The 22,117-nt window shown below is 33.3% G+C and carries 20 protein-coding genes and 1 other RNA gene; 1 reads left to right on the top strand and 20 read right to left on the bottom strand.

Going from position 1 to position 22,117, the window contains the following annotated elements; all coding sequences use genetic code 11:
- Window positions 1-4 precede the first annotated feature (4 nt).
- From ACI48Q_RS14745 to ACI48Q_RS14735, 3 genes are all read right to left on the bottom strand, one after another.
- Window positions 5-1,171, bottom strand: coding sequence for an ArsA family ATPase (locus ACI48Q_RS14745; RefSeq protein ID WP_474919877.1), 1,167 nt, complete (start codon window positions 1,169-1,171; stop codon window positions 5-7).
- 80 nt (window positions 1,172-1,251) lie between these two features.
- Window positions 1,252-1,752: a MarR family transcriptional regulator gene (locus ACI48Q_RS14740; protein ID WP_474919876.1), complete on the bottom strand. Its 501-nt coding sequence runs from the start codon at window positions 1,750-1,752 to the stop codon at window positions 1,252-1,254.
- Window positions 1,753-2,116: 364 nt separating this feature from the next.
- Complete coding sequence (locus ACI48Q_RS14735; RefSeq protein ID WP_474919875.1) at window positions 2,117-3,499, bottom strand: MATE family efflux transporter; 1,383 nt, start codon at window positions 3,497-3,499, stop codon at window positions 2,117-2,119.
- A gap of 417 nt (window positions 3,500-3,916) precedes the next feature.
- Between ACI48Q_RS14735 and ACI48Q_RS14730 the strand changes: the two genes are divergently transcribed.
- Window positions 3,917-4,387 carry a cupin domain-containing protein gene (locus tag ACI48Q_RS14730; protein ID WP_474919874.1) on the top strand — a complete coding sequence of 157 codons (471 nt, stop codon included), beginning with the start codon at window positions 3,917-3,919 and terminating at the stop codon, window positions 4,385-4,387.
- A gap of 60 nt (window positions 4,388-4,447) precedes the next feature.
- Here ACI48Q_RS14730 and mutT read toward each other — a convergent pair whose 3' ends face one another.
- The 17 genes from mutT to ACI48Q_RS14645 form a co-directional block, all read right to left on the bottom strand.
- Window positions 4,448-4,831 (bottom strand): 8-oxo-dGTP diphosphatase MutT, encoded by a 384-nt coding sequence (mutT, locus tag ACI48Q_RS14725; RefSeq protein ID WP_474919873.1) that lies wholly within the window; start codon window positions 4,829-4,831, stop codon window positions 4,448-4,450.
- Window positions 4,832-5,246: 415 nt separating this feature from the next.
- Entirely contained in the window at window positions 5,247-5,735 is a 489-nt protein-coding gene (locus ACI48Q_RS14720; RefSeq protein ID WP_474919872.1) for a cysteine hydrolase family protein, read from the bottom strand.
- A 168-nt stretch (window positions 5,736-5,903) separates the two neighbouring features.
- Window positions 5,904-7,142 (bottom strand): nitrogenase component 1, encoded by a 1,239-nt coding sequence (locus ACI48Q_RS14715; RefSeq protein WP_474919871.1) that lies wholly within the window; start codon window positions 7,140-7,142, stop codon window positions 5,904-5,906.
- Window positions 7,129-8,424 (bottom strand): nitrogenase component 1, encoded by a 1,296-nt coding sequence (locus ACI48Q_RS14710; RefSeq protein WP_474919870.1) that lies wholly within the window; start codon window positions 8,422-8,424, stop codon window positions 7,129-7,131. Before ACI48Q_RS14710 ends, ACI48Q_RS14715 begins: the two co-directional genes overlap by 14 nt.
- Window positions 8,425-8,426: 2 nt before the next feature.
- A complete protein-coding gene (locus ACI48Q_RS14705) occupies window positions 8,427-9,176 on the bottom strand; it encodes a nucleotide-binding protein (RefSeq protein WP_474919869.1) in 750 nt (249 codons plus the stop codon).
- 29 nt (window positions 9,177-9,205) lie between these two features.
- Window positions 9,206-9,991, bottom strand: coding sequence for an ABC transporter ATP-binding protein (locus ACI48Q_RS14700; RefSeq protein ID WP_474919868.1), 786 nt, complete (start codon window positions 9,989-9,991; stop codon window positions 9,206-9,208).
- Between the two features lie 170 nt (window positions 9,992-10,161).
- Window positions 10,162-11,202 carry a FecCD family ABC transporter permease gene (locus ACI48Q_RS14695; protein ID WP_474919867.1) on the bottom strand — a complete coding sequence of 347 codons (1,041 nt, stop codon included), beginning with the start codon at window positions 11,200-11,202 and terminating at the stop codon, window positions 10,162-10,164.
- Window positions 11,202-12,242, bottom strand: a complete 1,041-nt coding sequence (locus tag ACI48Q_RS14690; RefSeq protein WP_474919866.1) for a FecCD family ABC transporter permease — start codon at window positions 12,240-12,242, stop codon at window positions 11,202-11,204. The genes ACI48Q_RS14695 and ACI48Q_RS14690 overlap by 1 nt, the downstream gene beginning before the upstream one ends.
- Before the next feature lie 91 nt (window positions 12,243-12,333).
- The gene (locus ACI48Q_RS14685) at window positions 12,334-13,323 is read right to left on the bottom strand and encodes an ABC transporter substrate-binding protein (RefSeq protein WP_474919865.1); all 990 of its coding nucleotides are present in this window, start codon (window positions 13,321-13,323) and stop codon (window positions 12,334-12,336) included.
- Window positions 13,324-13,647: 324 nt separating this feature from the next.
- Window positions 13,648-14,469: a helix-turn-helix domain-containing protein gene (locus ACI48Q_RS14680; protein ID WP_474919864.1), complete on the bottom strand. Its 822-nt coding sequence runs from the start codon at window positions 14,467-14,469 to the stop codon at window positions 13,648-13,650.
- 397 nt (window positions 14,470-14,866) lie between these two features.
- On the bottom strand, window positions 14,867-15,049 hold the full coding sequence (locus ACI48Q_RS14675) for a hypothetical protein (RefSeq protein ID WP_474919863.1): 183 nt from the start codon (window positions 15,047-15,049) through the stop codon (window positions 14,867-14,869).
- Between the two features lie 110 nt (window positions 15,050-15,159).
- Window positions 15,160-15,663: a MepB family protein gene (locus ACI48Q_RS14670; RefSeq protein WP_474919862.1), complete on the bottom strand. Its 504-nt coding sequence runs from the start codon at window positions 15,661-15,663 to the stop codon at window positions 15,160-15,162.
- Between the two features lie 218 nt (window positions 15,664-15,881).
- Window positions 15,882-16,234, bottom strand: a transfer-messenger RNA (tmRNA) gene (gene ssrA, locus ACI48Q_RS14665).
- 556 nt (window positions 16,235-16,790) lie between these two features.
- On the bottom strand, window positions 16,791-17,258 hold the full coding sequence (gene smpB / locus ACI48Q_RS14660; protein WP_474919861.1) for an SsrA-binding protein SmpB: 468 nt from the start codon (window positions 17,256-17,258) through the stop codon (window positions 16,791-16,793).
- 368 nt (window positions 17,259-17,626) lie between these two features.
- Complete coding sequence (gene rnr, locus ACI48Q_RS14655) at window positions 17,627-19,819, bottom strand: ribonuclease R (RefSeq protein WP_474919860.1); 2,193 nt, start codon at window positions 19,817-19,819, stop codon at window positions 17,627-17,629.
- A 506-nt stretch (window positions 19,820-20,325) separates the two neighbouring features.
- Window positions 20,326-21,042 (bottom strand): pseudouridine synthase, encoded by a 717-nt coding sequence (locus ACI48Q_RS14650; protein ID WP_474919859.1) that lies wholly within the window; start codon window positions 21,040-21,042, stop codon window positions 20,326-20,328.
- A 265-nt stretch (window positions 21,043-21,307) separates the two neighbouring features.
- Entirely contained in the window at window positions 21,308-22,105 is a 798-nt protein-coding gene (locus ACI48Q_RS14645) for a lytic transglycosylase domain-containing protein (protein WP_474919858.1), read from the bottom strand.
- Window positions 22,106-22,117 lie beyond the last annotated feature (12 nt).

Below are 22,117 nucleotides of genomic sequence, written 5' to 3'. Positions count from 1 at the left end.
TCTCCTACTGAAAAATAATTTTTAATTTTTCATCTTGCAGTTTTGCTGATGTTATAGAATATTTTCTTATTACATCTGGCAATGGTATATTTCTTTTAAAGTTTCCTATTTTAATTATTACTTCTCTATCTGATTGATATAATTCAAAATCGGTCTTATTTGCAAAAGGTATATATACCTCTAAGGAATATCCATCTTCTATCTTTAAAAAAGCTTCATTTAGTGTAGTTTTTAACACCTTAAATATATCCTTATTTTGTAATGAATCTTCCATAACTCTATTTAATCCTTCTATTCCATTTATGTCTCTTTCATACCATTTGATTTTAAAGGTTGGTATATCTATAAACACCGCCCTTAATTCTTCTAAATAGGACCCTTGAACCTTCTTCCACTGAGTAAAAAAATTATTGTCTACCTCCTCTGGAATTATTCTATTTATATATAATCCATCTACATTAAAGTTATATAGATTTAAATACATATAGCTTCTTTTTGTCTCTTCCACTACCATTTTTTCTGGTATGGTCACAAGCCTTATACTACATACTTCTCTATTCTTTAATAGTTCCTGCAAACTTATAAGGTTTATATATAATTTCTCTATATCATTCATAGCTTTTTTATCTGGCATATCTATTTTAAATGCTATCTTAGATATTGGTCTTAAAACCTTCAGTGCAACTTTACCTATAGGAAAGAGCTTTTCCATATACCAAGAAAACAGTTCTGGAAACTTTAGTAAAGACAAGGTTTCTCCTGTAGGTGCACAGTCAACTATTATTAAATCATATATATCTCTTTCATATAATTCTTTAATTTTTATCAGTGAAAACAACTCTTCTATACCTGGAAATACAACTATATCCTCTAAAGAATCACTACCTTCCCCTTCAATAACAGGCATCATGTTTTTTAAAGCGGTTGAAATATTGTTATAATATCTATCCATTTCGTAATTAGGATCTATTTCCAGTGCGTCAAGATTATCAATGACCTTCACTGGTTCCTCTTTTATTTCTGCCATAAATATATCGCTTAGATTATGGGCCATATCTGTACTAACTATAAGGGTTTTTAAATTTGCATTTGCTGCTTTTACTCCATGCGCTGCCGCCGTACTTGTCTTTCCTACTCCACCTTTACCTGTAAATATAATTATTCTTCCCATAATAATCCTCCTTTTGTTCGATATAAGAATAGTTCCTTCATGGAAGTATTTTCTTTTAAAAAATAACTTAGAAATCTAAGTTATTCTATTATTATTTTTCTTACTCTTTTTTCTTTTTGCTCTTCCTTACTTGTTTTAGTTTTATCAGACTTTAATACGGAAATTACTTTACCTGCAATAATCATAACTGATCTTTTTTCTTCCTCTGTTAGAGACTTATAAATCTCTTTAACGTAATATATGATTTCCTTCTTTTCTTCGTTAAATGACTCTTTACCTTTTTGGGTTAAAGAAATATTTACTACTCTTTTATCTTTTAGATCTCTTTTTCTTTCAACTATTTGCTTTTTTTCTAATCTATTAATTACGCCTGTAACTGTATTTAAAGGAGCGTTAATATAATCAGCAACTTCACTCATATTTACATTTTCTTTTCTATATATAAATACTATGGCAAGTAATTCATTCTTTGAATAATCCAATGAAACACTACTCCATTTATCTGGGAAAAATAAAAATTTCATTTCATCTAGATAGTTATAAAATAATGTTTCAAAAAACGCATCTTCTTTTTCTCTCATATTTACTCTCCTTTAAATAGTTCTTTTCTCGAAGTATATTTTTATTCTATGCTAGAAGTATTTATTTGTCAACAGTTTTAATATAGTGTTGATAATAAATTCTGATTTAATATAGCGTTGATAATAAACTACATAGTATTACTCACAGCTCTGCATAAGTTCAACTAGAGATTCCTTTGCTCTGCAGGAATCTAAGTTTACACTTAAACCGTTTAAAACGAAGCCACGATAAAAAGGTAGTTTGTCTCAAAATAAAATGGAACCTATGACTTAGACTCTTTTTTAAGATGTCCAGTCTATAGGTTCCATTTTATTCTAAAATACCTAATAGTCTCTTTATTAAGTATCAGTTACACCATAATATTTAATCCACCAAACCTTTTTTGCGCCAGTTACCTTTTTTGAAGAAAATTGTAGTTATAATTGCTCCAAGTGTCCAAGAAACCAATAAAGAAATAAAGGTGGATTCAGGTCTTCCTGTAGGATAAGCCTCACTACGTGTCAAATAGGCAATACTATAAGCTACAGGTACACGGAGAATAACCGTAGTAATTAGTGAAATCCACATAGGTGTCATGGTATCACCTGCACCACGCATTACACCTGATAGACTCTGTGTCACTGCCATGGCAATATAGCCCACTGCAAGAATACGCATCATATGCATACTTAAATCAACTAGTTCCGCCGTATCAGTGAAAACACCCATAAGATATCTTCCGAAAATCAAAATCAAAATCGTTATTACAGTAGAAACTCCCACCGCAATCATAGTACCATCTTTAGTTCCTTTTTCCACTCTGTCCATTTTTTTCGCCCCTATGTTCTGCCCCGCATAGGTTGTCATTGCATTTCCAAAGGTGAAGTTTGGCATCATGGCAAATCCATCCACACGCATAACAATCACATTGCAGGCTATGACCATTTCTCCAAAGCTATTGGTCAGAGATTGTACAACAATCATTGCAAGGGAGAATATCGCCTGTGTCAAACCTGATGGCAATCCGAGTTTTATTAGCTTAAAAGAATATTCCTTAGTTGGTTTCAACATTTTCACATTAAAATCAAAGGTATTTTTCATTTTTGCTAATTTAATAATACAAAGGACTGCTGATATTCCCTGTGCTATGATGGTTGCCAGTGCAACACCTGGCACACCCATATCCATTCCTGCCACAAACCAAATATCAAGCCCTACATTCAGAACCGTAGAAATAAGTAAAAATACAAGTGCTGATATGGAATCACCAAGCCCTCGCAGAACACCAGCCAAAATATTATAATAAGCAAAACCTGATATCCCAACGAAATAAATAATAAGATAATCTGCACACCAATCAATGATAGAATCTGGTGTATTGAGAAAAGAAAGTAGTGGACGGGTGACAATAGGACCAATAACCATAATTACTACTGATGCAATAGCAGTAAGAGTTACACACACACCAATAGTATGAGAAAGTCTTTCACGGTCCTTCGCTCCAAAGTACTGAGCCACCATGATACCTGCACCTGTGGAAATTCCCACAAAGAGTACAAGCAAAAGATTTAATATGGGAGATGCACTACCAACCGCAGCAAGTGCGTTATCACCGACATATTTACCCACAATAATCGAGTCCGCAGTGTTGTAAAACTGTTGAGCGATATTACCAATCAACATTGGGATCGCAAACTCGGTAATTCGTTTCCAAGGTGTACCCTCGGTCATATCTTTTGGAGCAAACAATTCCTTAAATTTTGCCATATCTCCACCCCCTAAATAAATTTAGTACATTATAATAATTTCCATATAAATATCTCATATTTGAGTTATTTGTCCTTAATTTAGAGCTAATCATAAATGACTAGCTCTAAAACAATTAAATTATTTATTAATACCCTTTTTACAATTACCTCGAACTCAAACTAAATTTAGTTTATATTAATTATTATAGTTTGTCAATTTCTGTTTCAATCTTATAAAATTTTACATAAAAAAGGTAAACTGTACCCCTTCATGGTGGAGGCGATTCGTATCAATAATACCTACTATTAAATTTTACCTATATTTATACATGAATTCCCTCTCTACGTGACATATCAAGGATGAAATCCTTGATTTCTATTATTACAAATTATAAGTTTTTGATATAATAGATTTATTATACTTAGGAGGTACAACATGAAATCAGCACAATATTACATAGAAAAATTAGGCATGACACCACATGTAGAAGGAGGATACTTCAAAGAATCAGTATTATCAGAAGACTTCTTTAGAGAAAATAAAAAATTATTTAGTAGCATATATTTCTTACTTGAAACTGGAGAGGTGTCTCATTTTCACAGATTAACTTCTGACGAGATGTGGTATTACCACGATGGGCAAGCTCTAACTATATATATGATAACACCAGAGGGTGAGCTTATAACTAAGCAATTAGGATTAGATGTAGAAAAAGGAGAAGTTCCCCAAGTTTTAGTTCCTAAGGGATATATATTTGGTTCTTCTATGAATAATGATGGATTTGCTTTAGTTGGATGTATGGTAGCCCCTACCTTTACCTTTGATGATTTTGAGTTGTTTGAGAGAGAGAAACTTTTGGATATGTATCCAAATCTAGAAGATATAATAAAGAAGTTAACTAGATAAAAACTATACTTCATAAATTAAAAGGACTTGCAAACTATACTAATTTGCTAAGTCCTTTTCTTACATATTCTTCAAAGCATCAATAACTAAAACATCTGCTGGAATCCACTTTTGATTATCTAATTCATCAAAGGTAATCCACTTAGCATCATTATGAGCATTTAGGTTTAATTTCCCACCAGAAATTTGGCAAATAAAGCAATGCATAGTAAGATGAAATTTTGTATAATCATAATCTATTGTTGTTAAAAAATCTGATATATTTATATCTAATTCTAATTCTTCCTTTATCTCACGAATAAGTGCTTCTTCTTTGGTTTCACCAATCTCTATTTTCCCTCCAGGAAATTCCCACATATCAACAAAGTCACCATATCCTCTACGTGTAATAAATATTCTATCATCCTGTTTTATTATTGCCGCTACTACTTCTATTGTCTTCATATGTTCCCCCTCTTTTATTCCTCTTTTTTGTTCAATTTATATATAACTAATACATTACCACTTTTATCTATGTTAAGCTATATTTTTCATCATAGTCAATGTGATTTATCACTAAAATCTAATTATTTATGATGCTTAAAAAAATATTGAAGAAGTCTCACCATTTTTTCAAATAACAGTGGCTAATATTAGAAAAGCAAGATCGGTATCTTTTAAAATTGAAACTAAAATAAATAATAAAAGCTTTCTATGATAAAATAAAATTATCATAGAAAGCTATTTACAGAAAAACTTTCACATTCTCTATTTATTGTTTCTTAATAACCATGTAAATGGTGATATTACACTAATTCTACTTATTATTTCTGGAACATTCTCAAATATATCTAATTCTGATTCGTTATAAAATAATATTTTATTTTAATAAATATTCTAATGCCTCAATACTAACTACTGGTCTTAAGAGTTGCATTTTTTTCACTTCTTCATATTCAACACCTGCAATACCATTTTGAAGTAATGATACACCATATCCCATTTCTTTTGCTCCATTATAAGAAAATAATACACAATATTCTGCTGCAAATCCACTTATGACAACAAATTCAACCCCAAGCTCTTGAAGCTTATCATGAAGCTTTGTCTTAAAAAAAGCATTATTATACTCTTTATGTATAACAATATCATTTGTACTAGCAATAATAGAATCAACAAATTCAAACTTCTCAGAACCAGGCCCTTCTCCCACTTCTATATCCAATACTCTAACAACAGGCAATTCTTTTTCCCTAAACATGCGTGCTGTTTCATTTATATACTCTACTGCCTCATCAAATTCTCTTTGACATTTACAAAAGTCGTAACATCCCTTTTGCATATCAATTATTAGAAAAGCTGCTTTCATTCTTATACACCCCTTTAACTTTTTATACCATAACTATTAAAGGATATTTTCGATTTATATTAATACTTAACAAATATATACCATTTAATTGACGTGATATATTAAAATTATAACACTAGTTCGAATAATCTAGTGTCATAATTTTTAGAAAAATAATATTATATATATCTAATCATTTATTTGCTCTAAAATCCCATTTAGCCATAAGTTAACTAAATTTATGGCTCCACGAAACCCAATAAAAGGAGATTCATAAGGATTTAATCTCCATTTTATATCAGGATTAGATATTTGAAGCTCTATATTTCGTTTTGACCATTTCAAAGCTTCTCCACTTGCCATTAGAAGTCCCTTTTTCTGCGATACTATAGCCTGCATCCATTCAGTTTCCGAGAAATAAGGAATTTCTTCACTTGTCATATTTGGACAGTCACACCAACAAACTCCTCTAATTAAGGATAATTCCTTTTCTGCATAAGAAAGAATACCTTTTACCACATCTGCATGACCTCCTAATGAAATTCTTGATTCATCAGAATGTCCTCGTATTATATGTTTAAAGATATGAATTGCGGGTGAAATTTGACTCATGATTTTTTCTTTTTCTAATTTTATAAAGCTATTATCTGGAGTTAATCCGGAAATTTCCGCTATCTTATCTATCCATTGAAGAGTCCCCTGAATTCCGTAAGGTCTAGCCAATAAATACGGTGTTCCAAATCGCTCCTTCAATTGTTTTGCAGCAGCCTCGCCCTCTCGTCGTATTACTAAATTAATATGTGCACCACCCATGTTCTCAATTTGCTCCACAGACGTATCAGAGGTCATAACACAAAGTTTCTTCATACCAAAGGCACCCTTCATTATGCGGATAAGTTCTTCTGCATCTGCATGAAAGCGAAATAAATCAGCACAAGAACCAATTATATTAAAGGTAGGCTCTTGTGTTTTTTCTATATCCTTTGGTAATGTTTTTGTAAGAAGCAAAAGTGCTTCCTGAACACCGCGGTGTCCATCTGTGTCAAAGCCTCCATATCCAAATGGAAGCAAAGGAACATCAGGATATTCCGGTTGTAATTCCTCACATATAGCCACTAGGTCGGTCCCAATAACCGTTGGAACTGAAGATGGCAGTAAAAAAATAATTTTAGGCTTATCTCTCTCTACAATTTGAGCAATAGCACGATTAAGTCTGTTAGTATCTCCTAATGAAATATCTGTTTCATCAATGTGAGTAGAATATAGTTTGCACCCTTCAGATATCCCAGCTTGATTTAAAAACATTCGTCCATACTGCATGTGTCCCATACATCCATATTCAATCAAAGCGGCATCACGAATTGAAGCGAGAGTCCATAATGTTCCCATTCTACCTGACATTGGCGGTTTGAATCTATGAATTCCCATGGCTATTCCTCCTTATTTCCTGCACAGTTACTTTTTCATATGCCTTTAGCATCCTAGTTAATAAAACTACTGTTCTTTCATAACCCATTTGTCCATACAAATCCTTCAAGTATGAGGCACAAGGAATTGAAGCTGACTCCTTTAAAAGTTCTCCTAAAGAAAATTCTGCCCTAATACGCTCCAAAAGGTCTATGTCCGCATTATCATTTACCATATGACAAATCATAGGATCATAACCTTGCTTTTTAATAGCTTTTGCCCATTTTCTATCATCGGGATAAAATTCATCCATATGTAAAAGCATAGGTTTCATTTCAAATTTAGTTAGATATGAGACAAGGGGCAAAGGCATCATGGCACCGATGTGAGTCAAAATATAACTTTTTCCTTTAAACACATCTTCTACCTGATTCTGCAATGCAATAGCTTTTTTTCTTGATTCATCAAATTCATGGTTAAACCTGATTTTCAATAATTTTGCCACAGTTTCATAGAGACTATCAATTTCAAATACATCATAAGCTTCATGAAAACTTATAAATGGAACTTGAAACTTCTCCCACATCATTTCAGCCAAAGGATTCATGAAAGGTGAAAGCACAATATTAAGCGCTGCATCCGGTGAAACAATAAAATCCTCAACCTCAGATTTTGGAGCGAGCATTCTAAGGTAAAATCCTCTTTTCTCCAATGCTGTTAATAATTCAGGCATAGGAACATGCTCTTCTCCCGGACTACGGCCAAGAATATTGATTGTATCAGCACTTGTTTTTCCCATCTTCATTAAGCCTCCAAATGCTACTAAAGTTTTCCAATAACCTGAAGGATAACTATTACATTTAAAATGTGCCATTAATACAAATGTCAATAGAGCTGAAACTTCAGGTTGTAGCTCGTGTACAATGGCCTCTATGTCTTCTCCAATCACCTCCGGAACACAAGTTAAAATTATCATAATAGCCTTTGCACCGGACTTATCCATTTCTCTGATAGTTTCAATCAACCCTTTACGACATCCAAATACAACCTCGTTTGAATCTAAAATATACATCCAATGTAACTCATCTTCTTGGCTTTTACTATGGGAAATAACATTACGACTATAGGTTCCACATTCCGGTGTACCTACAACCAATGTAGACATTCCCTTAACTTTTGAAGTAAGTGCCAATGCAGTATGCATGGGACAGTGATTCCCCGGGAAAGCTGCTGGAGTCAGAAACTTTACACCGGCATTTGTCTTAACTGAAGATAAGGGTTTTAGATGTTTTAATTCCTTCATTATCACTTTCCTCCCTCCAATAGAATCTTTGCCAAATTACGGTATTGCTTTGTCATCTCACATTCAGGGAAGGCTTCAACTACAGTTTTTCCTAAAGCTTCAGCCTTCTGTACATAAGGATCTCGTGCCATGCAATGAATTATTGGAGTTTCAATTTCCTCTGCAACTTTTCTAACTAATTCTTGTTCATTTTCAATTTTTTTAGAGTTTAGTATCAATCCTCGTAGAGATGCATATCCACGCTTACCAAAACTTTTAACCGCATGTGCTATATTTGTAGCTGCGTAAAGTGACATCATTTCCCCTGAGGTCACTATGCACACCTCGTCAGCATATCCTCCTCTAATGGGCATAGCAAAACCACCGCATACCACATCACCTAATACATCATAGAGGATAACATCTGGTTGATACACTTCATATGCATCTAATTCTTCCAGTTTTTCAAAAGCTGTGATTATTCCTCGGCCGGCACAGCCTACCCCTGGAACCGGTCCTCCTGATTCTACGCACAAGACTCCAGTACTACTTTTAAATACAAGATCATCTAACTGGATATCCCCATTTTCTCTCAAAGTATCCAATACTGTGGGAATATTTTTACCGCCGGTTAGATTACGAGTGGAGTCCGCCTTAGGATCACATCCAATCTGCATTACTGTTAGTCCCATTTCTGCCATGGCTGCAGCTACATTGGATACTGTAGTGGACTTACCAATACCTCCCTTTCCATAAATAGCAAGTTTCTTCATATAATCATCTCCTTTTAATATTATTTCTACTACTTAATCAGTTCATAGGAAATACATGTGGGACGACCTGTTTTAGCTCCCCACACAATCTCTGCATCAATGTGGAAGGTATCCTTTAAGACCTTTGTGGTCATAATCTCTTTTGGAGTTCCATGACTTATAATATCTCCACTGCGTATTGCTATCATATAGTCGGCAAAACGTGCCGCTAAATTCAAATCATGGAGCACCATGACGATTGTACAACTTTGTTCCCGATTCAGGTTGTATAAAAGCTCCAACACCTCTAACTGATATGCCATATCCAAATAGGTAGTAGGCTCATCTAGCAATATCAAATCAGTCTGCTGGGCCAGTGCCATTGCAATCCATACTCTCTGACGCTGTCCACCAGAAAGGTTGTCCACCATTGTAGTCTCAAATTCAGTTAGCTTGGTAATCTCTAATGCCCATGCAATTATTTTCTTATCCTCAGGGGACAGTTTACCAAACCCCCTCTGATGTGGAAATCGGCCGTAGGATACAATCTCACCAACGGTAAGCCCTCCTTGTGCTTGAGGAGATTGAGGTAATATGGCCATCTTTTGTGCCACCTCCTTAGTGGAAAGACTTCTAATATCATCACCATTTAAGTACACCATGCCTTCTTTAGGCTTTAGAATACGTCCTACAGTCTTCAGTACAGTTGATTTTCCACAACCGTTTGGTCCAATTATGGTAGTTATCTTACCTTTCGGTATATTCATATTTAAATCATCCACTATGAGTTTTTCATCATAAGCTATGGCTAAGTTTTTTGTTGCAATACTGTTCATAAGTCCTTACTCCTTATATTAAATACATAGTTTGTTAATAGCAAATCTATTAACTATACCTTTATCTACTGTTGAAATTTAAATTTTTACAAGCTTTGTTTACTACAGGTGCATTTAATACCATTAAAATATTTCTAATTTTACATGGCTTTCCGTTAATTACACTATCTTTATCTCTTACTATTAGAAAGAAGATAAAGAAAATATGGTGCTCCGATAATAGCTACTACAATTCCTGTTGGAATCTCAGAAGGTTGAATGATAACACGTCCAATAGTATCTGCAATAGATACTAATACAGCACCAACCAGTGTACTAGTCAATAGAAGTACACGGTGACGTGGGCCAACAAGTCGTCTTGACAAATGGGGTGCTATAAGCCCCACAAAACTAATACTTCCGCTAACCGCTACACATGAAGCTGCAAGAGCTACGGCTGCAGCAAGCAGTCTACGACGCTCTTTTTCTACTGAAGCACCAAGACTATAGGATATATCATCGCTAAGATTCAGTATATCCATAACAGAAGCTTTTGTTAGTATATAAGGAATCAATACCAATAACCAAGGAAGTAATGTTAGCACAAATTTCCAGTTCGAACCCCAAATACTTCCCGCTTGCCAAGCAACAACAAAGTTATACTGTGTATCATCCAGCTTCACCACCAGTAAGGTTGTTAATGCCGAAACTCCTGCCTGTACTGCCACACCTGTCAAAATAAGTCGCATAGTTGAAATGCCCTCATTTGGCTTGTAAGAAAAAAGATAGACTATAATTGCCGTACCACCCGCCCCTATTAACGCTAAAAAAGGCAGTGTAAACACAGATAAGAAAGATTCTGCACTAAAAATCAGTACATACAAAATCACCATTAAACTGGCGCCCGCATTAATTCCCAAAAGACCGGGATCAGCTAGAGGGTTTTTAGATACACTCTGTATTATGCATCCTGATAGAGCAAGGCCTCCTCCTACCAACATTGACACAATTATACGAGGAAGCCTAAAATCAAATAGAATCAACTTTTCTTTCTCCGTACCTTCCCCAAATAAAGTCCTTAAAACATCAAGTGGAGACATTCTAATATATCCTGCATCCATACTGACAATTAAAGAAATTACCAGTAATACAACACATACGATTATAATTGATGTATTACGAATAGCTACCTTACGTTTATATGCTTCAATTATTTGTTGTTGTTCTTTCATTACATTGCACTCCTTTGCTTGCGAGCCAAGTTTAGGAATAATGGCACACCGATGAGAGAAATTACAGCTCCTATGGGTGTTTCAAAAGGAGGGTTTAAGGCTCTCGCCCCTAGGTCAGCCAATACAACCAACAAAGCTCCCAGTACAGCTGTAGACGGAATAATTAATCTATAGTCCATCCCAACAAAAAAACGTGCAATATGAGGAACAATCAGTCCCACAAATCCAACTGCACCTACCACTGACACAGAGGCTCCTACCAATATAAGAACTATAATCGAAGAGAGTGCATTTACCACCCTTATATTTGTTCCCAATCCCTTTGCAACATCCTGGCCTAAACTTAAGATAGAAATGGAAGGTGATAGTGCAACCGCTCCTATCAATCCCACTATTATCCAAGGTGACATTATCCTAACTTGTTCCCAATTGGAACCAGCAACACCACCAACAGTCCAAAACATGATGCTTTGGGCCACATTAAAATAAAGGGCAATTCCCTGGCTGAGGGCTACCAACAGTGTACTGACAGCTGCACCTGCTAATACAAGACGAATAGGCGTTTGTTCACCTCTTCCCATAGAAGCAATTCCATTAACTAATCCAGCTCCAAAAGCTGCTCCTAAAAAAGAAAATAAGATAATCTGCGTATATCTCATTCCAGGAAAGAAGGCAAAGCAGATGGAAAGAGCAAAGGCCGCCCCTGCATTAAGCCCCAGCAAACCTGAATCAGCCAGAGGATTTCCTGTAGTTCCTTGCATAATGGCTCCTGCAACAGCAAGAGATGCACCAACTAAAGCACTTGCTATAACACGAGGAATACGGAGATTGACTATAACAAGATGACTCATTTCTTCTCCATTAAAATGAAATAAAGCATCCCACAGGAAAGATAATGGAATATTGACTGTTCCCTTAGTTATAGACAAGACCATAATAAAAGCAAGTAGTCCTGATCCCCCAAATACAATCAACCACATTTTCCATATATTATTTTTTTTTACCTGTACCTCGCTTACCTTTTTCATTGGCTTCTTCATCTAATTACTACCTCCTTATTACCGTAAACTATTATTATGCCAAACCAATGGTCAATTTCCATTTAGATTGAATATAGTTTGCCATGAAAAGTTATTTTGATATGGATTTTGTTAAATTCTTAGCTGCTATCTGTAATGCCAGTGCACTTTCACTATTTAGAGAATCATCGAAAAATAAAATATTATTGTTCTTTACTGCATTAAGTGATTGCCATACAGGAGAAGATTTTTGTTTTTCGATTGTGGAATTAACAATCTGTGGAAAATGTCTAAATATAATATAATCTGGATTCATCTGGGATAAGGCTTCTAAGGAAATAATCTCACTATTCTCAGGATAGCCATTTGGTATTGACAAGTTAAAGCCATTGTTTTCGTTGTAATAAATAGTATTACTTGAACCAAGGGCAACAAAATTTCCCTTTCCATCGACCCTAAGTAAAGCAACTGTTTTGTCTTTATGATTTTCTAAAATCTCTCTGGTTGTTTTGATTTCCTTCTCAGTTTCATTTATAATTTTAGTGGCCAAATCCTCTTTTCCAACAAGTTCTGCACATTGCATAGTTTTATTTTGCCAAGAATCTTTAAAATCTATCTGAACTACAGGAGCTATTTTAACCAAATTATCATAAATTTTATCTACATGACCTTTAAATGTCACAATTACATCTGGCTTTGAATTAAGAATCGCCTCTAAATTCAAATCTCTAGCACTACCTAAATCCATAACATTAGCAGTACCTGCATATGGCTTAAGGGTTTCAAATTCATCTAAAGCCTTCATTGCGTTACCAACTGTTGCTCCAGCAGAAGCAGTTGGTGGTGCTTCCAAAGCAAAAAAATAATCCAAGAACGCCGCATGAAGAATTGCTACCTTCTCAGGTTTTTTATCAAACTTAATCTCTTTTCCTGTTGCATCTTTTATAGTCCTCGGCCACTCTGACTTTTTATTATCTTCTATTTGTTTCGTGGAGATATTATCTGATTTGCTTGCACTATCCTCATTATGGGTTCCGCTGCAACCAGATAGCATACCTATGATTAATATAAGTGAGACAAATATTCCCATAAACTTTTTCATTTTTATTCCTCCTACATAATAATTTAAATAATATATAATCGCGATCATATTAACTAAGTTAGCTATGACTAACTGAACTATAACTAATATAGCAAATAAAAAATCATATGAAAATGTATGATTACTGAATTCATAATGCATTATTCCTGAATTTCTTCTAAAGAGTAGCTTCAATAATGAAATTGTAAATGCGCTTTAAAAGCTGTAAAAAAAGTTCTTAAATCCTTAAATAATAAGAATCTAAAAACTTCCTTTTATGTATTTATGTATGAAAGTAATATATCATGATTTAATTCTATCAAAATGGAAAATAGACTAAAAGTATCACCCTTTATATTTGAACTTATCCCGAAAGTTGCTTGGTGAAATACCAAATTGCCTTTTAAATCTCTTGCTAAAATGATATTGATCATGATATCCCACACTTTTCGCTATGGCCATTACAGGCGCATCACCTGTTACCAACAATTCCTTTGCACGATTTAGTCGGTGAATCATAAGATAATCTCCTGCCCCCATTCCTGCATATTTTGAGAACACATAGAATAATCTATTCTCATTCACCCCATGTGATTCAGCAAGAGATCGAATAGTAAGTGTGTCCATATAGTATTGGTGAATGTAATCTGATACTTGTTCAAATAATATGCGATCATCACCACTTGATTGGTTACGTGCACATATAAAAACTTCATCCAATATGCAACGAAATATGGTTTCCGTTTGGAATTTAGCAATTGCTCCAGGTTGATTTGATACTATCCATAATCGTTGCAACAACTCAACAAGTCTAGGACTTTGTCCTATAACAAGCTCAAAGTGTTCATCCTCTAGCGAAAATCCTTCTGGTTCAGGCTTACGGACACTGTAGAGAACCAAAATATAATCCCATTTTTTTTTACCAACTACCCTCTTACCCAAACTCATATTTGCGCCACCATGAATCACATTTCCAACGCCTGCTGTGTACGGAGTTCCATTAAAAATGAAATTCGCCTGCCCTCCCAATGGAAAGATAAATCCTGCAAATGGTGACGTACTTACATTACCGAAACTCCCCGGTTCGATGCTGTAATTATATACTCCTTCTACTTGAAAAGCAGTATTTGCAAAATGTCCTATAAGATCAATTAATTCGATTTCCATTTAATGCTCCTCCTTTGGCACTAAGTTTTATAACAATTCTACCACTTTGTTCGTATTCTTCAATATATAAGTATTATAAATCCTGTATAATCATTTTTTCTAATTATTTTTAACTTTGTTTGTTCCGCCAAAATAAACTAGTAAATTAACAAGTAATAATACAGAACTACAATTCAAGTTAGATTCTAAGCACCTTGATGAAAATCTAATAAAAGAATATTTATTTAAAAATGCTTCTGCACTAAAGAATAAAAGTGTTGATGACATAAAAAATATCATTAACACTTATGTTGAATCTGTTTTAGTGTAAGATGAGAAGGTTGAAGTTAACCTTCTCATTGTACATATAAATGGTGGAGGCGAAGCATGTCCTTTAAAACCCTTGTTTTCCAAGCCATCAAGTCATTTTATTTTCTCTTTCAGAAAAGCTTTTTTCTTCATATTTCCCCAGAACAATTTCATCAGTAATATTTCCATCAGATAAAAAAATTACACGTTCTGCCCTGGCTGCAACTTTTGCATCATGTGTAACTATCATTACTGTGCTTCCTTCAGCATTGACCTCATTAATAATATCCATAGTTTCCTTTGTTGCCCCTGAATTAAGAGTTCCTGTTGGTTCATCACCAAATATAATATCCTCAAGATCTTGAGGAAACTGTTGATGATTCTCAAATCTATTTATAAAAACTATGAATATAGGTTTATTAATTTATCTATAGGAAATTTTTCTGAATCACTTAAATCTATAAAATATGGAAGTTGCCACTTTTGAGTCTTTATAGCTTGATTACTACTTGGAGTATCCCAAATAGGGTAAACTCTCATTGCCATCTTGCCTTTTTGTAAAGAAGTTCTCAATATTTTCTTTTCTAAAAGTATTTTTTTAGGAAAAATGAATTGCCCGAGTTTATTATCCTTAGTACAAGTGATAACTAATAAGTCAGGTGCTGATTCATAGTAAAATGCTTGATTTTTCATATTTTCATCTTTCTCCCAAAAGGAAACAAATTGTCCAACTTTATTAGGAGTAACTTTAGACATTCTGAATCTGATTGTTCTATGGTTCAATTGGAATATACCACCAGCATATTCTGAGTTTTGTTTTTCTTCATGTAGATTCTTGATTACAAGATTATTCGGATTATATATTCTATTGTTTAGCTCAGTAATTGTATAATTAAATTTACTCATAAGAAATACTCCTAGCTTTTTTATACTACTTTAATAGTAATCAAACTATAGTTCCAAATCAATAAAAAATCTTAAATATTTTTTATTACTCATATTTCTTCTCTTTTTTTATCTTTATTATACGATAATAATCATTTACTTATGATAAAGTTCATTATTTCTAATTCTATATATAAATAAAACCTCCACAACACATTTCTGTATTGTGGAGGTTTTCATGGTGGAGGCGAGGGGAATCGAACCCCTGTCCGAAAGCCATCCCAACTGAGCATCTCCGAGCGCAGTCTTTAATTTTACATTCCCTCTATAAGACGCCTAAAGACAGGCTTCTTACTTCAGTAGCTTCATAAATTCCGTTTCTAAGTCAAAGCTTTCCTAGACTCGGTTCCCCACTAATTGACGCCCTATCCTAAGTCGTGGGACTCAAAGGTAGAACGAGCTGAACTAAGCAGCTAACGCGAAATTATCTTCTGCGTTTATATTTTTCCCATAGTTTTTTAAGGCGGGCCCATGAGTTCCCTCCGCTCGCTTCCCAGGTGTCACGTACCCCCGTCGAAACCAGTACGCCCCCATGTTAGAAGAAAAAACGCAGTTTTTTCAGCTTTATTTAGCTTTAAATTATAAAAATTAAAGCATCAAAGTTATTTCATTATATAACACTAATTTATAATATGCAACTAGGTGTTTAATGGAACAACTGTAAATTGACTTAAGTATTCATACTTTAATCAATTCTTATATTACACTAAAACAAAGATAAATACAAGATATGCATATTTAATGAATACTTTTCTCATATATAAGGCTTCGACCACAAAAGCATTTCTATACTAAGGTTATGAAACTTCTCTGTAATGACTTGCAATAAGAAGTGAAGAAACTATTTGTATTTTATTTTAGAAATTCTTCCTTGAAGCAGATAAAATTTTCGTAAGCTTGTTAGGACAACAAGCTAGTGAGCCTGAGACAGGACGTCGAATGCGAGCGTTAGGAAATTTTAGCTGGTCAAAGGATTAGAATTTCAAAATCAAGTCCATGTTTCAAACTCTTATTGTAAGTTATGGAAGAGAAATTTTATAATTCCTTAACATAGTATATTTTTATAGTCTAATCACATTCTACCTTATTTATCTATACTTTTCTTTCATTTCTCTGTCTATATCTCTCTTAGCTGCCTTTTCTAGCATAGCATCTCTCTTATCATAATCTTTTTTACCTTTACATACCCCAAGATTAACCTTAACCTTTCCATCCTTTAAATAAAGACTTAAAGGTACTAGCGTATATCCTTGCTGAGTGGTATACCCTAATAATTTATTAATCTCCATTTTATGAAGAAGTAGCTTTCTTTCTCTTAATGGATCTTTATTAAATATATTTCCTTGCTCATAAGGGCTTATATGCATATTTCTAATGTAGACCTCTCCGTTTTTAATATCTGCATAGCTGTCTCTTAGATTGGCCTTTCCCCCTCTTATGGACTTAACTTCTGTTCCCACAAGAACTATTCCAGCTTCCATAGCCTCTTCTATAAAATAATCATGTCTTGCTTTTCTATTTTCTACTAGTGTTTTAGTTCCTAGCTTCTTTGCCATATAATCACCTACTTTAAATAAATTATGAAGTAATTTATTTAGGTAAGGGCAACTGTAGGTTGCAGATAAGAGGCTCACTTTGTTCGCAGGGAAGGAGTGCCTTTTGCACAGGTAAGGAGTTCGCAAAACTCACAGGTAAAGATGGATTTTGCATAAACAAAAGTAGTTATATTGCGACTTTGTCGCTTTAAAATATAGAATCAGCTTTGCTGATTTTCCACCTTTCCTGCAACCTTCAGTTGCTCCTTACTCGTCACAAAGTGACGCCTTACCACGAACACAGTGAGTATTTACCTATGCCTACGGCATCTTTACCTAAAATAAAGTGTTTCACACTTTATTTACATTATACATAATCCTATGCTTTATTAAAAGATATCTTCCATGTTAATTTTATTTAAGTCTACAACTAGTTCAGGCATATCTTTAAACTCTTCTGGCAACTCTTCCTCTTTAACTACCTGGAAGTAAATTTCGTGTGCATCTATATCTACTTTTGAACATACAACCTTAATGGTATCTCCAAGTCTATAAATGTTCTTACTTCTCTCTCCTATTAAGCATAGGTGCCTTTCATCATATATATAATAATCATCATGTAATTCACTTATATGGACTAATCCTTCTATAGTATTTGGAAGCTCTACAAACATTCCAAAGTTAGTTACAGAAGATACTATTCCTTCGAATTCCTCACCTATTCTGTCAGCCATATATTCTGCTTTCTTTAGATCATCCACTTCTCTTTCCGCCTCTGTTGCAATTCTCTCTGTATCTGAGGATTGTTTAGATGCCTCTACTACAAAAGCTTTTAATCTCTTCTCTCTCTTCCCTTCAATTCCTCCATTAATTATCTCTTTTATTATTCTATGGATAACTAAGTCAGGATATCTTCTAATTGGAGATGTAAAGTGGCAATAATATTTAGCTGCAAGGCCAAAGTGACCTATGCATTCCTGAGAATATTTAGCCTTCATCATAGATCTTAATAATAAAGTGCTAACTACAGTCTCTTCTTTTTTACCTTTCACCTTCTCTAACACATTTTGAAGGATTCTCGGATGAATTTCTTCTCCAAATCTTACATGATACCCTAAATTATGAATAAATTCACTGAACTGCATTAGTTTTTCTTCATCTGGATCTTCATGTATTCTATATACAAAAGGTACGTTTAACCAGAAGAAATGTTCGGCTATAGTCTCATTACAAACTAACATGAATTCCTCTATTATTCTATTAGCTACTGCTCTTTCATATGGTTTTATATCTATTGGCTTTCCCTTTTCATCAAGTATTATCTTACATTCTTCAAAATCAAAGTCTATAGCACCCCTTTGAGAACGCTTTTTATTTAATATCTTATAGAGTTCCTCCATATGTAAGAAATCTTCATGTAAGTATTTATATTTCTCAATTAATTCTTCGTCCTTATCCCTTAGAATCTTTGTTACATCTGTATATGTCATTCTTTCATTGGTTTTTATTATACTTTCAGCCACTTCATGATCTAAAACTTTACCTTTATCATTAATCTCCATAAAGCAACTTAATGCTAATCTATCTACTTTAGGATTTAAACTACAAACACCATTAGATAGCTTTCTAGGAAGCATCGGAATAACTCTGTCAATTAAGTAAACTGAAGTTCCTCTATTAAAAGCTTCTTTATCCAGAGGATTGCTTTCTCTTACATAATGAGAAACATCCGCAATATGAACTCCTAATTTATAGTTTCCATTAGGCAACTTCTCTATGGAAACAGCATCATCTAAATCCTTAGCATCTTCACCATCGATAGTAACCATCTTTAAATCTCTTAAATCTTTTCTTCTTTCTATTTCTTCTTGTGTAAATTCCTCTGGTATTCTTTCTGCAAAACTTTCTACTTCTCTTGGGAACTCCTCTGGAAGGTTATGCTTTTTGATAATAGTTAATATGTCAATTCCTCTATCTCCTTTATTTCCTAATATCTCTAGTACTTTACCTTCTGGATTTCTTCTTTTTTCTGGCCATACTGTAATTTCAACTATTACTATTTGACCACCTGTAGCTCCATTTTTATTGCTCTTTGAAATAAAGATATCTTGGCAGACCTTTTTATCATCGGGAACTACAAATCCAAAATTCCTACTATCCTCATAAACTCCAACTATCCTTTTATTTTTTCTCTCAAGGATTCTAACAATATCTCCTTCGCATTTTTTACCATGATTTTCATCCTTTAGTATTTTAACTAGTACTCTATCATTATGCATAGCAGTATTAACATTGCTAGCTGGAATAAAGATGTCTGGTCTTTCTTCATCAGTTATAACAAATCCGAATCCTCTTTGATGAGATACAAATGTTCCTTTTAGTATCCCCATCCTTTCCGGAATTCCAAAGAGTTCTGCTCTATTTTTTATTATTTCTCCATCCTTTTCCATCTCAACTAAAAGCTTTTCAAAATCATTAAAATCTCTCTTATTTATTCCAAATATTCTTGATAATTCTTTCATGCTCATAGGTTTGTAAGCTTGTTCTTTCATAAAGTTTATTAAAATCTCTCTTATACTCATATATCTTTTCCTTTCGCTACTATTATTAATTTATAAAATATTTATCTATCTCTAGTCACTATAAGTCTTATTATTATAGGTATGTTATATTTCTATACAAAGATACTTAAAATAACTGATATTATATCTATGCAACTAAATTCAAATTGAATAAAAACTCCCTCTAGTATAAATTTCAATTTATAGATTCTATCTTCATTATATACTAATGTTGGATTATTTATAATCAATATAATAATCTTCCTCAAAATTTAAACATAATTTACGAGATAAAATAAAACACCTCTGGATAATCCAGAGGTGTTTTGATGACAAACTATGTTTACAACAAAATTCGACATACAATAAATGCACATAACCCTTGGGGCTGGGTTAATGTAATAAATAAAAAAGAATTTATCTTCCCTTTATTTATTTATTATTAATTATATAATCACTTTATCTAGAATTCAAGTATATTTATAAAAAAAATATAAATAAAGTGTTAATTTTTATATATTCTACATTTAAAGACTTTTTAAAATTTCTACTTCCTCATCCGTTAGTTCTCTATATTGTCCCTCTTGAAGATTTTCATCTAAATCTAAAGGTCCAAACTTAATTCTTCTTAGATATATTACTGACTTATTTACTGCCTCAAACATTCTCTTAACTTGATGAAATTTTCCTTCTTGTATAGTCACTAATATCTCAGCTCCATCTTCTGAAGAGCTTAATACCTCAAGTTTTGCTGGCATACATAAATATCCATCATCCAAGGTTATTCTATTTTTAAATTTTTCTATATCCTTTTCATCTACAGATTTATCTATTTCCGCATAATAAACCTTATCTACATGATTTTTAGGTGCTATTAATTTATGATTTAAGTCTCCATCATTAGTTATAAGAAGAAGTCCTACTGTATCTTTATCTAATCTTCCTATTGGAAATGGTGAAAAGACTTGATACTCTGGATCTAATAAATCTATTACAGTTTCATCATGATTATCAAAAGTTGCACTAACTACTCCATCTGGCTTATTGAGCATTAAATATACATGTTTTCTATAGTTAAGCTGTTCTCCTCTTACTTCTATAATAGCTGTATCTGGATTAATCTTTGCTGCACTATCTTTTTCAATCTCTCCGTCTACTAATACTTCCCCTCTCCTACAAAGGACCTTAACTTCTTTCCTTGTTCCATAACCCATATTAGCTAATACTTTATCTAAACGTTCCATCTAAAATCCTCACTTTCATTTCATAAAGCATGTTTAAATCATTATTTTATGACTCTCATATAATATTATCTCTCCGTATTTTAACACATAAATTCATTTTTTAGTTATTATATAATTATTTTTTACAAGTTCTATATTGGTAATACATATTAATCCTCTATACTATCTTTAATTTAGACTTTATTTTAAATGTTTGTTGATTTTAGAACAAAGCCTTAATTTAAAAAACCTCATAGAAATTTTTCCTATGAGGTCAAGCTCTTGTTTAACTATAGTATTTTCCAATTTTAACTAAATAATTCTTTGTTTCCGTTGGCAACTTATAAAAATCGCTTGAACCAGTTATTCCTCTTTTCCTCATATTTCCTGGTCCAAAATTATATGCTACTAATGCCATATCTAAATCATTATTAAACATCTCTAAGTAATCTTTTATATGCCTTGTTCCTGCATCTATATTCTCCTCTATATTAAAAGGATCACTTACTCCATAATGTCGTACATTTTCTGGCATAAGTTGCATAAGGCCCATGGCACCTGCTGATGAAACCACTTTAGGATTAAAATCAGACTCTATCTTTACAATTGCTCTTATTAGTTCTTCATCTATTCCATGCTTTTTAGAAGATGTTTTTATAGCCTCTTCAATTCTTTCTCCATCACTCTTATTATTATTTACTGGAGTTTGGCTAACGATATTTGATCTCAAATTTAAATTATTGATATGTACTCCATCAAAATCTACATTTTTATCTATAGCCATTTGAGTTTGTTGCTCTTTTTCATTTAGTGCCTTTAAGAGAGAACTCATCATTACACTAAAAGCTTGAGAATTATTATCCCCCTCACTACTTCCGCTTCCAAATGCCGATGATACCATGCTTAGAAGCATAAGTTTTTCTACATCACCCATGTCTTCAGATGTATTACTGTTTAATAAACCTAATCCTTGTGCATATAAACTTTTATCTCCATCATTTATTCCGCCACTATTTGTATTTGAACTTAAATATTGAACAATATAATCATTAATTCCATAAGCCCCTATATTATTATAATCCATTAACTCTGTCCT

This window comes from Clostridium sp. LXY-7, assembly GCF_056172015.1.
Note: the sequence above shows the minus strand (reverse complement) of the source record. Positions and strands in the feature narration are given on the sequence as shown.